The 14,945-nt window shown below is 44.9% G+C and carries 13 protein-coding genes and 1 riboswitch; of the genes, 11 read left to right on the plus strand and 2 right to left on the minus strand.

The annotated features are described in order from the left end of the window. Positions 1-76: 76 nt before the first annotated feature. Positions 77-604, minus strand: coding sequence for a folate family ECF transporter S component (locus tag JZO70_RS15535; protein WP_207674580.1), 528 nt, complete (start codon positions 602-604; stop codon positions 77-79). Positions 605-639: 35 nt separating this feature from the next. Continuing rightward, positions 640-737, minus strand: a riboswitch (THF riboswitch). Positions 738-906: 169 nt separating this feature from the next. Here JZO70_RS15535 and JZO70_RS15540 point away from each other — a divergent pair. The 4 genes from JZO70_RS15540 (at position 907) to JZO70_RS15555 (ending at position 4,145) form a co-directional block, all read left to right on the plus strand. Continuing rightward, entirely contained in the window at positions 907-1,866 is a 960-nt protein-coding gene (locus JZO70_RS15540) for an alpha/beta hydrolase (RefSeq protein WP_207674581.1), read from the plus strand. Next, positions 1,863-2,252, plus strand: coding sequence for a YbgA family protein (locus JZO70_RS15545; RefSeq protein WP_207674582.1), 390 nt, complete (start codon positions 1,863-1,865; stop codon positions 2,250-2,252). Before JZO70_RS15540 ends, JZO70_RS15545 begins: the two co-directional genes overlap by 4 nt. A gap of 51 nt (positions 2,253-2,303) precedes the next feature. Further along, on the plus strand, positions 2,304-3,251 hold the full coding sequence (locus tag JZO70_RS15550; RefSeq protein WP_207674583.1) for an NADP-dependent oxidoreductase: 948 nt from the start codon (positions 2,304-2,306) through the stop codon (positions 3,249-3,251). Between the two features lie 153 nt (positions 3,252-3,404). After that, positions 3,405-4,145, plus strand: coding sequence for a cyclase family protein (locus JZO70_RS15555; protein ID WP_207674584.1), 741 nt, complete (start codon positions 3,405-3,407; stop codon positions 4,143-4,145). A gap of 57 nt (positions 4,146-4,202) precedes the next feature. Here JZO70_RS15555 and nfsA read toward each other — a convergent pair whose 3' ends face one another. Further along, the gene (gene nfsA / locus JZO70_RS15560; RefSeq protein ID WP_207674585.1) at positions 4,203-4,934 is read right to left on the minus strand and encodes an oxygen-insensitive NADPH nitroreductase; all 732 of its coding nucleotides are present in this window, start codon (positions 4,932-4,934) and stop codon (positions 4,203-4,205) included. 178 nt (positions 4,935-5,112) lie between these two features. On the opposite strand from nfsA, the gene JZO70_RS15565 reads away from it, so the two are divergent. From JZO70_RS15565 to JZO70_RS15595, 7 genes are all read left to right on the plus strand, one after another. Continuing rightward, entirely contained in the window at positions 5,113-5,382 is a 270-nt protein-coding gene (locus tag JZO70_RS15565; protein ID WP_207674586.1) for an ACT domain-containing protein, read from the plus strand. Between the two features lie 35 nt (positions 5,383-5,417). Then, positions 5,418-6,761, plus strand: coding sequence for a PFL family protein (locus JZO70_RS15570; RefSeq protein WP_207674587.1), 1,344 nt, complete (start codon positions 5,418-5,420; stop codon positions 6,759-6,761). An 88-nt stretch (positions 6,762-6,849) separates the two neighbouring features. Then, a complete protein-coding gene (locus JZO70_RS15575) occupies positions 6,850-8,268 on the plus strand; it encodes a DUF4767 domain-containing protein (protein ID WP_207674588.1) in 1,419 nt (472 codons plus the stop codon). A gap of 296 nt (positions 8,269-8,564) precedes the next feature. Beyond that, positions 8,565-9,266 (plus strand): ATP-binding cassette domain-containing protein, encoded by a 702-nt coding sequence (locus JZO70_RS15580; protein ID WP_207674589.1) that lies wholly within the window; start codon positions 8,565-8,567, stop codon positions 9,264-9,266. 10 nt (positions 9,267-9,276) lie between these two features. Further along, the gene (locus JZO70_RS15585; protein ID WP_207674590.1) at positions 9,277-11,943 is read left to right on the plus strand and encodes an ABC transporter permease; all 2,667 of its coding nucleotides are present in this window, start codon (positions 9,277-9,279) and stop codon (positions 11,941-11,943) included. Between the two features lie 114 nt (positions 11,944-12,057). Further along, on the plus strand, positions 12,058-13,374 hold the full coding sequence (locus tag JZO70_RS15590) for an NAD(P)/FAD-dependent oxidoreductase (RefSeq protein WP_207674591.1): 1,317 nt from the start codon (positions 12,058-12,060) through the stop codon (positions 13,372-13,374). After that, positions 13,364-14,830, plus strand: a complete 1,467-nt coding sequence (locus tag JZO70_RS15595; protein WP_207674592.1) for an AcpB/EbpR/MafR family transcriptional regulator — start codon at positions 13,364-13,366, stop codon at positions 14,828-14,830. The genes JZO70_RS15590 and JZO70_RS15595 overlap by 11 nt, the downstream gene beginning before the upstream one ends. The last annotated feature ends 115 nt before the right edge of the window (positions 14,831-14,945 follow it).

Raw genomic sequence — 14,945 nt, forward strand, 5'->3', positions numbered from 1 at the left:
ATGGCTGATCCTTATTTTAATTTGTCGAATTTATTCTTAGCATTCCAAAGCTGAGCAAGTTTGCGCAGCCTTTCTTTTAGTGTGTATTAAAATGGGTAACCCAGCGTTTATAGGGCAAAACAGTACCTAAGAAATAGGTAATGATGCTTTGAACCGGTACCCAAACAACGGCTTTAATTAAGCGTGGCGCCCAAATGATCCAGCTGTCCAGCGGAACATTGTACATAATTGATAGCCACAAGGGTGTCAGTATCAAGTTAATTAAAATGGTAATCAACAGGACGGATTGGATTGAATTTTTCCAGGTAATTTCTTTTTTGTAAAAGAAAAAGCCGTAAATCGTTCCTGTGATAAAGGCATTCAAGGTAAAGCCGATGAAATACGGTGCCTTTGGCAAAAGCGCCATTCCGACAAAATCCGCAACCACCATTCCTATGCCTGTCCAAAAGGGACCAAACAGCATGCCCATGATAATTTCAGGGACAAAGGTGAAGCTTACCTTTAAAAACTGTGTCTCGATACCTAATACGCGAGACAGGGTGACCATCATGGCAATCAGTAATGCCATAGTGGTGATGCTCCGAGCATCCAATTTTTTCTTCATTTCTAGCATCTCCTTTAAGAGCTGCTACATCTTCATGCAGCGAATGCGAAAATAAAACCGCAGACCGAAGTCTTTCGTCCAGCAGGCAACATCCCATCCTTCCAGCACTTAACGCTTTATTCTCTACTCTGATTTTTATTTTTGGGAAAACCCCGCTAAATCGTATCACATATCATAGGCGAGTGCAATTAAGCTGAGCTGGCTACCTTAAATAATGTGAAATTCCATACAACCGATTGGATTCTTTCCTTCCGACTGTTGTTCCGAATTCAATTATGCTACCCTTAGAATGAGGTGATCCTATGACAAATCCAAAAGAAATTGCCCCTGAATTGAAAGGAAATCTTCTATTTAAAATGTTTCCTTATTTGTATAGCAAGACTTTATCCAAATTAGCCAATAGTTTTCTTTATCGTACACTTGGCGGTCAAGTAAAGAGTCAAAAACTTCGCTATGAAGAAAAATTTATTTCTCGCCCTAATGGCAGTCAGCTGCGTCTTTGTATTTACCGCAGTAAAGAACCTGCTACCAACACACCAGGAATCCTATGGCTTCATGGTGGCGGCTATTCGATGGGAATTCCCGAAATGGATGAACGAACCTATGAGGCCTTGATGTCGGCGCGGCCTTGTACGATTGTGGCGCCAGATTATCGCCGCAGTGTTGATGCGCCATATCCGGCTGCCTTAGATGACAGCTATTTAGCCTTGGAATGGCTGAAGGAACATGGAGCAGCCTATGGGTGTCGTTCGGACCAGTTAATGGTAGGCGGGAACAGTGCTGGCGGCGGCTTAGCGGTGTCTGTGGCGATGATGGCACGAGACAAACAGGAAATCCAGCTAGCTTATCAAATGCCGTTGTATCCGATGTTGGATAATCGAATGGTCACTGAGTCTTCTAGAAATAATCATGCGCCGGTATGGAATACGCGAGCGAATCAGATCGCTTGGGAGCTGTATTTAGGCAAGTTAGTGGAGATTCCTATCTATGCCTCGCCAGCACAAGCAACGGACTACAGCGGATTGCCGCCAGCCGGTACTTATGTAGGGGATATCGAACCCTTTTATGATGAAACACGCCAATATGTGAAAAACTTAGAAGCTGCGGGGGTTCCTGTGAACTTTAAAGTTTATGAAGGAGCCTATCACGGGTTTTCGCAAGTCAAACCGAATACGGTGATCGCCCAAGAGGCTTTTGCTTTTTTTGTGGAAAATTATCGTTATGCCTGTAAACACTATTTTGCAAAGCAGGTGGAAAAATGAATCAGAAGGAAGCACAAAAAGAGTGGGCTCGTTGGAAATATTTTGTGATGGCGCGTTCGCAAAAGGAATACCTGGCCTTGCGGAAATTGTTTTCCGGCAATCAATGGAGTGAAGAAAAGGAAAAGCAATTCTACGAAACCTTGCAGCAGGTTCAGCAGTTGCCGCCTAATCCGAAGGCGATGCGCAATGCTTATGAACATGTCTGGGGATATTTCAAAAAGTCTGCCACGATAGAAGAACGGGCAAGCTTCTACGAGAAGTTGATCCAAATCAGCGAGACTCACGATGAAGCCCTGCCGTATTTAAAGTACTTGAATCAGAAATATCCCGATACCTACCTTAGCGAGTCAAAATTGTTTCAGGCAGAAGACCGGCAAACAGATTAGTTTCAACTTTAGTAGAAACCTCCTATAATGAAGCCACGGAGGGATTTACTTATGAAAACCAGAGCAATTGTAATCAACCAATACGGCGGAGCCGATCAATTAACCGAAGAAACAGTGGAGCTGCCTGAGTTAGGCGAAAAGCAAGTGTTAGTCAAAATTCATGCTACCTCAGTCAACCCGATTGACTGGAAATTACGAGAAGGCTATTTGAGCCAAATGATGCCTTGGGAATTTCCGATTATTTTAGGCTGGGATGCAGCGGGTGAAATTGTGGAAACTGGTTCCAAAGTGACCGATTGGCAGGTAGGCGATCGCGTTTTCGCACGACCTGAAACAACTCGTTTTGGCACCTATGCGGACTACGCCATTGTCGATGACCATTTATTAGCAACTAAACCAGAAAACATTTCCTTTGAAGAAGCGGCAGCTGTGCCGTTGGCTGGATTGACAGCTTATCAAGCCTTATTCACTCATGGGCATTTAAAAGCTGGCGAGAAAGTACTAATTCACGCAGGTGCCGGCGGTGTCGGTATGTACGCGATTCAATTAGCCAAAAATATCGGTGCTGAAGTGATCACGACTGCCAGTGAAAAAAATCGTGAGTTTCTGGAAGAACTGGGAGCCGATCAAGTGATTGATTATCGATCCACTGATTTTTCCGAAGTATTATCTGGCATTGATCTAGTCTTTGATACGATGGGCGGAGAGATTCAGGAGAAAAGCTTCCGCGTGTTGAAGCCGGAAACCGGACGTCTGATTTCGATTGTCGGCGAACCAAATCTGGATTTAGCTAAGAAATACAATATTTTATTAGCGAAAAGCATTTGGTTAAACCCCAACGGCCAACAATTACAGGAAATGGCTGATTGGCTTGAAGCCGGCAAGATTAAAAGTATTGTTGGCGAAACCTTCCCGTTAACGGCTGAAGGTGTGAAAGCGGCGCATGAATTGAGCGAAACCCATCATGCTAGAGGAAAAATTGTTCTAAAGAACGCTTAAAAAGTGATTCATAGTCCCGGCAATATTTTTGTCGGGCTATTTTTTATGCCGTGTATTTCATCCATTGTTTATTTTGATAACTGCAACGGGCTATTGACACCTGAGTCTTATTGTTGGTATCGTTAAAAGAAAACGTTTCATGGAGGTTTTGGCATGAGTAAGATTACAGAGAGCATCGCGTTTTTACAGCAGCAAAAATGGATTGATTTGACTCATACGGTTTCAGCGGAAATTCCTTATTTTCAATCCTTTAGACCTTTAACGGAGGAAACCTTGTGTACCTTGGAGGCGGATGGTTTTTTCGCCAAAGAATATCACGTGGTGACGCAATACGGGACCCATATTGATGCGCCGATTCACTTTGCGGCGGGTAAGGATCATTTGGAACAGTTGGATATGCAGCAATTTATTTTGCCGCTGGTAGTGATTCACAAGGAAGACGAAGTGGCTGAGAATCCGGATTATTGCGTATCGGTGGAGGATATCGAAGCATTTGAAAAAGAGCACGGGGAGATTGCGGCTGGCAGCTTTGTGGCTTTTGCCAGCGGCTGGTCGAAGCATTGGCACGATCATGATGCCTATTACAATTTGGATGAAGCGGGGCAGGCCCATACACCGGGGTGGTCGTTGGATGCCTTGAAGTTCTTGCATGAAAAACGTAATGTGACGGCGATTGGGCATGAAACGTTGGATACTGATACGGCGATGGATTGCACGAAAAATAATGGTTTAATCGGCGAGTTGTATTGGTTGTCGCAAAACAAATTCCAAGTGGAAGTTTTGACCAATTTAACGGAAGTTCCGGCAACTGGTGGGGCGATTTTCTTGGGGGTGCCTAAGGTTAAAGGAGCTCCCGGCTTTACCATTCGGGCCTTTGCGATTGTGCCTGAATAAAAAATGGAATCAGGATGTGCTCCTGACTCCAACAATAGTTACGATCCTAAACAAGGCTTAAAATTCAAAGCCTTGTTTTTTTAGGAATTCAGTTGTGTGGGTGCGGCGGGGTTCATGGAAGTGGGCCAGCATTTTTTTCGACCAGTCGGCATCAGCTGCGTTGGTAGTACGTCCGGCATAGTAGTCTTCCATTAGTTGATCATAGGCGTCAATTTGTTGGGAGCTTAACGGCTGATAGCTATCGGTGTGCTGAATGTCTTCCACCGGCAGTCGTGGCTTAACTTCATTCTTTCCAGCAGGATAGCCCACCGACAGTCCAAACAGCGGAAACGTGTACTCAGGCAGCTCTAACAGCTCAGCCATTTTGAACAAATCGTTGCGGATGCCGCCGATGTAGCAAATGCCTAGCCCGACCGATTCAGCATACACCGCCATCGTTTGTGCGGCAATCGTGGTATCCACCACTGAAACAATAAAGGATTCCTCATTTTTAAGTGCCTCTAACGGCTGCTGGTGCTGGGTTAGAATTTGGGCGTGTTTATTTAAATCGGCCACAAAGACATAGAAAGCGCCCGCATCTTTAATGTAGCCAAAACCATTAGCCAGCTTTTCAATGGCTGCTAATTTTTGCGGATCAGTTACTTCGATAATTGAATAGGCTTGGACAAAGTTGGAGCTGCTGCCGCTTTGAGCAGCGCAAAGCAGTTGATTCTTTAGCCTAGGTGACAGCTTGTCCTTGGCAAATTTACGAACTGAAGTATGGCTTAATAATTGTTTTAGTAAATCCATTTTGTTCCCCCCGTTCCTTTTCTTCTATAATAAAAGAGCGACGGCGAAAAAGCTAGTTTCTCGGTTGAAAAGGAAAAGGCGAACGTTTTTGCAAACTGAATGAAAAAAGATTCATTATTCCCTCATGTACATCTAAAGATTATGCTATAATGAGAAAAATCAATTTGGAGGGATTATTATGCGCGGCATCGTAACCGTTATTGGAAAAGACAAAGTTGGAATTATTGCAGGTGTCAGTCAAAAATTGGCTGAGCTTGAAGTGAATATTTTAGATGTATCTCAAACGATCATGGATGATTATTTTACTATGATGATGTTAACCGATTTAGCTAATGCGAATCAGGAGTTTGACAACGTTCGCGAAGAATTGAATCAGTTAGGCAAAGAATTAGGCGTGAAAATCAGCGTTCAAAACCAAGAAATTTTTGACGCAATGCACAAATTATAGGAAAATCGTTTTTCATTGAAAACAGGAGGGGCTACATGGAAACCAATCAAATTTTAGAAACCATTCGAATGATCGAAGAAGAAAATCTTGATATTCGGACCATTACGATGGGGATTTCGTTGTTGGATTGTATCGACAGCGACAGCGACAAGGCCTGTGAAAAAATCTATCAAAAAATTACCACTAAAGCTAAAGACTTAGTAAAAGTCGGGGAAGCCATTGCATCTGAATATGGTATTCCGATTATTAATAAACGAATTTCGGTGACACCGATTGCTATTATTGGTGCTGCCAGTGACGAAACTGATTACGTGAAATATGCTAAAACCTTAGACAAGGCAGCGAAAGAAGTTGGTGTGGATTTCATCGGCGGTTTTACTGCTTTAGTAGAAAAAGGCTACCAAAAAGGCGACCGGATTTTAATCGATTCGATCCCGCAAGCTTTAGCAGAAACTGATTTCGTGTGTTCTTCGGTCAATATTGGTTCCACCAAAGCCGGAATCAATATGGACGCAGTTGGACACATGGGCGAAATTATCAAGAAAACAGCGGCAGCTTCTGATTTAGGTTGTGCCAAATTAGTCGTATTTGCTAATGCGGTAGAAGATAACCCATTCATGGCCGGGGCTTTCCACGGTGTCGGTGAAGCTGATTGCATCATCAATGTCGGCGTCAGCGGACCAGGTGTGGTGAAGCGTGCGTTGGAAAAAGTCAAAGGTGAACCTTTTGACGTAGTCGCAGAAGTTGTGAAGCAAACTGCTTTCAAGATTACCCGCATGGGTCAATTAGTTGGTCGGGCAGCTTCAGAGCGCTTGGATGTGCCTTTCGGGATTGTCGATTTGTCCTTGGCACCAACTCCAGCAGTCGGCGACTCAGTTGCTCACGTATTGGAAGAAATGGGCTTAGAAACTGTAGGTACCCACGGAACAACTGCTGCCTTGGCCTTGTTAAACGATGCGGTTAAAAAAGGCGGCGTAATGGCCTGCAACCATGTCGGTGGTTTATCCGGCGCATTCATCCCAGTTTCCGAAGACGCAGGTATGATCGATGCTGTTAACAACGGCTCATTGAATCTTGAAAAATTGGAAGCTATGACAGCAATTTGTTCGGTTGGTTTGGATATGATCGCTATTCCAGGCGATACGCCGGCAGCAAGCATTTCAGCGATGATCGCGGACGAAGCAGCAATTGGTGTGATTAACCACAAAACAACCGCTGTTCGGATTATTCCAGCAGCAGGCAGCAAGATCGGCGATACCGTTGAATTCGGCGGATTATTAGGTCGTGCGCCAGTAATGAAGGTGAACCCAGCAGCTTCAACAGATTTTATCGCCCGCGGCGGACGGATTCCAGCACCAATTCATTCCTTTAAAAACTAAGAATACAATGAAGAAGGCCCTTGCGGCTTTCTTTTTTTTATTGTCTTCCTTTCGACTTTTTGAGACAATAGGGGCGGAGGCGATCAAGATGAAACGAGTGATGGTAATAATTGCCAGTGTCTTATTTTTACTGGCAGGGTGCACGACAAAATCAACAGGAACTGACGACAGTCAAACCTTTGAAAAATATGTAACGCAGGCGGAAAAGCTGGTGAAGGAAAAAGATTATCCAGGAGCGATTGAGGAATACGACAAAGCGCTGGCTGTTGATACGAAGCAAGACAAGCAGCTGGTCGAGGATGACAAGGCTGGGGTTAACTTATTGATAACCGTGAATAAACTAATGGATGATGAAAATTATAAAAAGGTCATCGAACGATTGGGTTCTTCAGATTTGCGTAAAAGTGAAGAAGTGATCGTTCATAAAGAATTAGAGGATATTTACCAAGATGCTCGCAAGAAGCAGCAGGAGCAGTGGGAGTCTGGTGACAGCCAGCCGGAGGAAAGTACGGAATCTTCGTCGAAAGCGACCCCAAGTACCACCAGCCTTTGGAATGCTGAAAAAGGCCAAGCGTTAGAAGGTTTCATGGCTCAATGGGGTTCTGGCATGGGCCAGCAATATGAAAATTATTCAAATGGTGCTACCGGAGATTTTTATGGGATGAGTATTCCCAATCAAGCCTTGGAACGAGCGGCAATCGACGGGAAGAAAGCCAATCTAGCTTTAGAAAAAAATGTTACTAGTAATCAGGGAAGGCATTTAGTTGCGGTCTATTCGGATGCAGCCCACAGCGGGTATATGAATAAGCATCTTTACCTGTTTGTGGTTGATCAAGGCCAGCCGAAGGTCTATGTCACGATGCAAAATCAAGGCAACAGTGAAAATCTGCTTTATTTTGAAGAGACAGAAAATCAGGATCTCAAAAATGGTTTTGCGGCGATTGTCGCTAATACGAAAGGGTATCAAGCAACTCCTCAGGCTAGTAAGTCAACAGCAAAAAGTCATCTAGAGATCAATCAAGCCTTTTTAGACTGGGCAGTAGAACGAGGAGCAGCCGGAGGAATGGCAGTGTCAAGCCGTTACTTCACTCATGGCGCAGCGGGAATTGGTGATTGGTATGCCCAGACGATTGACGGCGATATCCATATGCAGGATAATGGTCACCCTGGTGCAGCTGCTTTTGATCTTCACAATGTAGGCGGCTGTGTCTTCTACACTTCTTTGGATGGAACGGTGGGCTTAGACCAAAAGGCGGAAGGCAGCAGTACGGCAGAGAATTATTATATCAATTTAGATCGTTCACAGCCGGTCCACGTTTACCTGTTGGGTGACAATGGACAGGTTTATGAGTACATCTACACACCTGACAACGAGGCTCAATTGGGTGGATTGTTCGGCGAACTTGATGATGACGGAACAAAAGGAAAGTATGCTCCAACCAAGACCTTTGCGATTTCCAACGACAATGACGCCCGGGCGAAGCTAAAAGAACTATTGGGCAATTAATACACAATAAATACGGTTTCCCAACGAAAGTCAGGGAACCGTATTTTTTGCCAGTTCCACTTTTTGTAGTTTGTATAGTAAGAAAGAAACTTGATGAATGACCAGATAAATATGATTCGTGTTTTTTAGTGGAATGGTAGACGTACGAGGATCAGACTTGTTTTTCCTGGTTTTGGAAAAATAAATCACTTGATATCGAGGTAGCTGTTTAGAAAAGGTACTTATTCAGATTTGTTTCTTGTTGTTTCAAATATTGCTATACTTAAGACAAATACCAGATCAATGGAGGTCATCAAGTGAATTATGTAGAAGTGCAGCATGTATCCAAACGTTATCAAATGGGAGAATCGGTGATTACCGCCAACGACGATCTTTCTTTTAACATAAAAAAAGGTGAACTGGCGGTGATTTTAGGCCCCAGTGGTGCCGGCAAATCGACAGTTTTAAATATTTTAGGCGGAATGGACGCCGCTGACGAAGGCAAAGTGTTAATCGACGGCACCGATATTGCGCAATTTAACGACAAGCAATTAACCGCTTATCGACGGGAAGATGTGGGTTTTGTTTTTCAGTTTTACAATTTAGTGCCCAATCTGACAACCAAAGAAAATGTTGAACTGGCGACTGAGGTATCCCCGAAGGCTTTGGACCCAGAAGAGGTACTGAAGCAGGTAGGACTGGATCATCGGCTGAATAATTTCCCCGCCCAATTATCAGGCGGCGAGCAGCAACGGGTGTCGATCGCCCGAGCATTGGCGAAAAATCCTAAATTGCTGTTATGTGATGAGCCGACGGGGGCGCTGGATTTTGAAACGGGCAAGCAGATTTTGAAGCTGCTGCAAAATGCTAGTCGCGAGCAAGGCAATACAGTGCTGATTATTACTCATAATTCAGCGTTGGCGCCAATGGCGGATCGGGTGATTCGGATTAACGATGCCAAGGTTCGTTCGGTGGAGGTCAATGAGGAACCGATCTCGATTGACGAGATTACATGGTAGGTGAAGCTAAATGAAAAATAAAACCTATTTAAAAGCCAGTTTGCGAGAAATCGCCTATTCTAAAGGACGATTTATTGCGATCATTTTGATCATTTTACTGGGAACGATGCTGTTTGTGGGAATTAAAGCAGCCGGCCCGATTTTGAATTCGTCGGCTAGTCGCTACGTGAAGGAGCATAATTTATCTGATTTGCAGGTAGTCTCAACCGGCGGCTTGACGGAAGACGACATCACTCAGGCGGAAAAAATATCGGATGCCCAGGTGGAAGCCGGGTATCAATTCTTTTATGCTGATCCGGACAAAAACGAAGTGGTGCAGGTCTTTTCCTATGACTCAGACCAGAAGCAAAATCAGCTGATCGTGACAGAAGGTCGCCTGCCGAAAGAAAAGCAGGAAATTGTTTTAGATAGTCAGGCAGAAAACGACGGCTATCAAATCGGCGATGCTTATGAAATTAAAGATTCGGATCAATTAACCGATGAGCGCTACCAAATCGTCGGTTTTGTGAATTCGCCAATGTTTATCAGCAGCGGTGAACGGGGACTTTCCAATGTAGGAAATGGTCAGGTGAGTTATTTCGCCTATGTTCCCAAAGAGCAATTTACTTCGGAGGTTTATGGGATTTTGTATCTGACTTTTGCTAATACGCAAGGGTTGGAAACCTATGGCAGTGCCTACGAAGATACGATGGAGGAAAATCGTGAAGAGATAGAGAAGCTTTTTGCTGATCGACCGCAGGAGCGTTTGACAGAAATTCGTCAAGACGCCCAAGAGCAGCTGGACCCGGAAAAGGCGAAGGTTGAAGATGGCTTGGCAGAATTGGAGCAGGCAGAAAATCAACTGCAGCAGCAACAAGCTTTTGCATCTCGGTTACCTGCGGAACAACAGGCCCAGCTAGCTGCGGCAGAGGAGGAAATAACCGAAAATCGCCAGCAGCTGACCGACGCCCAAGAGGAGATTGCTGAACAGGAGCAAATCTTGGCGGATTTGAAGGAGCCTAGTTATTCCTTCCACCGTCGCGCGGATAATCCTGGCTTTCAAGAGTATGGAGATTTGTCCGAACGGATTGCCGCGATTGCCAATGTCTTTCCCGTCTTCTTTTTCTTCATTGCTGCCTTGATTACCTTTACTACCATGACGCGGATGGTGGAGGAAAATCGGCGAGAAATTGGGACGTTGAAGGCCTTAGGCTACAGCAAATTTGAAATTTCGAAAAAGTATTTTATATATGCCTTGTCGGCGGCGGCCATCGGAATTGTTTTAGGCAGTGTGATCGGTACCGAAGTATTGCCGCGGATTATCTTTGTACTGTCCAGCGACCGCTACAATTTTAGTCAGGTGCACATTTATTATTTGGCCCGTCCAATTATTCAAGCCTCGATTGCCTTTGTTTTGGCAAGTCTTGGTTCGGCTTTGTTGGTGTTGATGAAGGATTTGCGGGAGAAGCCTGCGCAATTATTGCAGCCGAAAGCACCGAAGCCAGGCAAACGGATTTTCTTGGAATACATTAAGCCGTTGTGGTCCCGCTTGAGCTTTAATCAAAAGGTCAGCTATCGGAATCTGCTGCGCTACAAATCAAGAATGGTGATGGCGATTATTGGAATTTCCGGCTGTGCTGGGCTGATGGTGGCTGGTGTGGGCTTGAAGGATTCTTTGAGTTCAGTGACCGATAAGCAGTTTGGCCCGATTATTGATTATCAGGGAATTGTGACCTTGTCAGACGAGGCCGATAATCTAGCAGAGCGTGAAGCGGTAGAAACGATTTTCGATCGTGAGGACCCAGTGACGGCTTTCTTGCCAAGCTACAACGAGTCAGTAGAAATTCGTCAAAGCGGACAAGGGACGCAGCAATTAACCATGATGGTGCCTGAGAAGGCTGAGGCGTTTTCGGATTATGTTCATTTGAACAATTTAGACGATCAAGAGGTTGCTCTGGATGATGATGGAGCAGCGATTACTGAAAAAGCGGCTGAATTATTTGGTCTAAATGTTGGCGATAAGGTGACGGTTTACGATAGTGAACAGCGGCCATTGCAGGTGGAAATCAGCCATATTGTGGAGAATTATTTAGGCAATTTCCTGTATTTGTCTCAAGACTATTACCAAGAGGTCAGGGGCGAAGAGTATCAGCCGAATGCCTATTTCTTACGGACGGAAACGATGAGTGAGGATCAGGAAAATCAACTGTCAGAGGATTTGCTGGCTAGTGATCGAGTGGTAAATACCTCGTTTGTCTCTCAACAGATTGAGGCGCAAGAGGATTCGATGGCAAATTTGGATGCGATTGTGTTGATCTTCGTCGTCCTGTCCGGCTTGCTGGCCTTTGTGGTCTTGTACAATTTAACCAACATCAATGTTTCGGAGCGGATTCGGGAATTGTCTACGATTAAGGTGTTGGGCTTCTTTGATAAGGAAGTGACCATGTATATCTTCCGGGAGAATATCATTTTTACGCTGTTAGGCATTGTGGCGGGATATGGGGTTGGGATTGTTCTGACCGCCTTCATCTTGCGGCAGGCTTCGATGGAAAATGTCATCTTCCCGTTAGTGATTCATTGGACGGCCTATGTCGTTTCCGGTGGGTTAACAATTGTCTTTACGCTAATCGTGATGGCAGTAACTCATGTGAAGCTGAAGCACATTAACATGATTGATGCGTTGAAATCAAATGAATAGTTGAGGGCCGCTGTCTTGTGAGGCAGCGGCTTTTCTGTTGTGCTTGGAAGCTTTTGGTGTGGGGATTTTTCTTGGCATGGTATTATATTTATATAAGTAGAAATGGGGACAACGATGATGAAGATTGTGATTATTGGAGGTTCCTTTGCGGGGATTCAAGCAGCGATAGCGAGTCGAGAGTACTATCCGACAGCGGAGATTGTTTTATTGGAAAAGCAGCCGCAGATTGGGTACATTCCCGGCAGTTTGGCGCTTTTGCTGCAGGGAAAAATGACAGAGTTGGATCAGTTGAATTGGGTGACAGCAGAGGAATTAATTGAAAAATATCAGATTGATGTGCAGTGTAATCAGCAGGTGGAGGCATTGGAGGAAGAAAACCAGCTGCGTTTAAATACAAATGAAATCGTTTCCTTTGATCGATTGATTATTGCCACGGGTTCTGGACAATTTTCCCGCTATGATGCAATGAACAGCCAGGAGCCGAAATCGCGCGTTTTACGCTTTAAAACCCGAAGTGAAGCGCAGCTTTTACTGGATCAGCTGCCGCAAGCAGACAAGATTGCGATAATTGGGGCTGGTCAGGTGGGATTAGAGGTGGCGGAGGGATTAGCGTCAACTGGCAGAGAAGTGCATTTGTTTGAAAGTAATTCCCAGCTGCTGTTTCGTTATTTGGATCGAGAGATGACCGAGCCGTTGACGGAAGCCATTCAAGAAGCGGGAGTTGCTTTATATCTGAACTGCTTTGTTCAGGAGTTGGTGGAATCAGGTGAGGCAGTCACGTTAACGACAGCGGACAGTCAGGAAGCCTTTGATCTGGTTTTGATTGCTACCAGTACGCGACCGGACAATTCTCTTTGGGAAAATGCCTTGATGCTGAATGATGACGGGACAATTTTAGTGGATCGCTGGATGCAGACCAGCCGTACCAATGTTTTTGCGGTGGGGGACGCCATTCAGGTGACCTTCCGTCCAACCGGTGAGTTGATGTACATCTCCTTGGTGAACAACGCCTTGCGGACAGCGAAAATTGCAGCGGCTAATTTGGCGGGCCCTAAGCTGGCTGATCAAGGAACCTTGCGAACGGTGGGGAATCATCTGTTTGGCTATTATCTTGGCAGTACCGGCCTGACGGAAAGTGAAGGGATTTTCTATCCTTCGAAAATTACCAGTCAGGTACAGGAGCTTCCAGTTAGCTTATTATCCGCCGAAAAGCAGCGGATAAAGCTGATTTTTGATGACGAAAGCAGGCAATTGCTGGGAGCGCAAATGGTTAGTGCTGCACCGGTGCTGGAAGTGATTAATCGATTGGCGGAGGCGGTTCGTTTGAAACAAACGCGGGAAATGCTTAGTCAAGGGGAAGCGTATTTCCATCCGGCTTTGAATCTGCCGGAGCCGTTGTTTGCTAGAGGTGAGCAGTGCCATGAGGATTGAGGAACTATTGGAGAAAAAGGAACAGCTGCAGCTGGAGATTTTGCGGCAGTTGATTTTACAGGGCGGTCGTTTGCCGATTGCGGATTTGCGTAAAACGGTGGGACTGTCCCGCAATGCGTTTGAGCAGTATGTTGAGGATCTGGAATATCTTTGCCAAGTGTCTAAGATTCCCTTGAAGCTGGTTTATAAAGGCGGCGATCTGGTGCTGCAGCTGCCGGCTGAAAATAATTTAGCGGATGTGGTAGAGCTCTTAGTGAGCGAAAGTATTCAGTATCAACTGTTAGAATTTCTGCTGCGTCACAAGGAATTTACGATTGTCCAGCTGGTCAATGAATTTATGATCAGCGAGTCTTCCGTTTTTCGCAAAATTAAGGAGCTGAATCGGCTGCTGGCTGAGTTTGGCCTGCAAATTAAAAACGGGCAATGGATCGGCGAGGAAGGACAAATTCGCCATTTTTATACCCAGCTTTATCGTTTTTTACCGCATCACCTGCCGGAATTTATGCAGCTGACGATGGAAAACCAAAATTTTATCCGGGCGTTAGAGCAAGTGGTGGAGACCCAATTTACTCAGGAGGCAACAGAGAAAATTTGTCGCTGGATGGGTGTTACTAGAAAACGCCTAACCGCTAAGAAGACCCAAACGAAAAAAATTCAGCAGTTGATGAAGCCTTATATGACCAATGCTCTGTACCAGAAAATCGATCATGTGGTAACCCTGTATTTTAGTCGAACATCTCTAGAGGTAATGCCAAGTGAAAGCATGCTCTTTTACAGCTTTTTTATTGCGAACCAATTGCTGGATGAAGAGACGGCGTATCGCTTTGAATTACTGCGCAGTAAAAAATTACCCACTGCTGTTGTGGATGTGTATGTTCGTGAGACTTTGCTGCTGTATTATCGTCCGCGGCGGTTGTCGATTGAAATGGAAGAGAAAATTGGCTATCAGTTGGCCCGGATTCACAATGAGCTGTACTTCTTCCAGGGGAAAATCGAACCTTACCAGCGGGATCAAATGTTGAACAAGCAAAAGCACTTATTAGGTACCGCTTTGAGCCAGCTGGTGGAACAGCTGACTGCGTTGGCTTTGAAACAGCTTAACCAACCTGTCAGTGAAGCCAATACGCTGCAGCAGTATTTGCCGCAAAATTATGCCAACGTTCTGTCGATGATTGACTTTTACTTAATGGATAATTTGCAAATCGGCATTGATCTCACCGATTCCTGGAAGGAGCCCTTTTACCAGCTGCTGGATAGTGCGTTGCGGCCAATTATTGGGGTTCAAGTGGCGGTCTATCAGGAAGGCCAGAGTTACGATTTGATTCTCACCGCCAAGTCTCACTCGTTGGATTATGCGGGACAGCCGATGATCTATCGACTCTCGGAATTTGCTTCGGCCTATGATTTGAAGGAAATAAAAGCTTTAGTTGCCCGTTTGAAGAAAGCGAAATTTTAGCATTGAAAAAGGCATTCTTAATGGCTTTGAAGGCAAAACTATCAGAGAAAGGATGCAACTTGCTGGATTTTGACAGTTTGGATCAGTCAAAGCATTGTATGATAAATGTAGTAAT

It is taken from the genome of Candidatus Enterococcus moelleringii (genome assembly GCF_017377575.1).
In the GTDB taxonomy this organism is placed as follows: Bacteria; Bacillota; Bacilli; order Lactobacillales; family Enterococcaceae; genus Enterococcus_A; species Enterococcus_A moelleringii.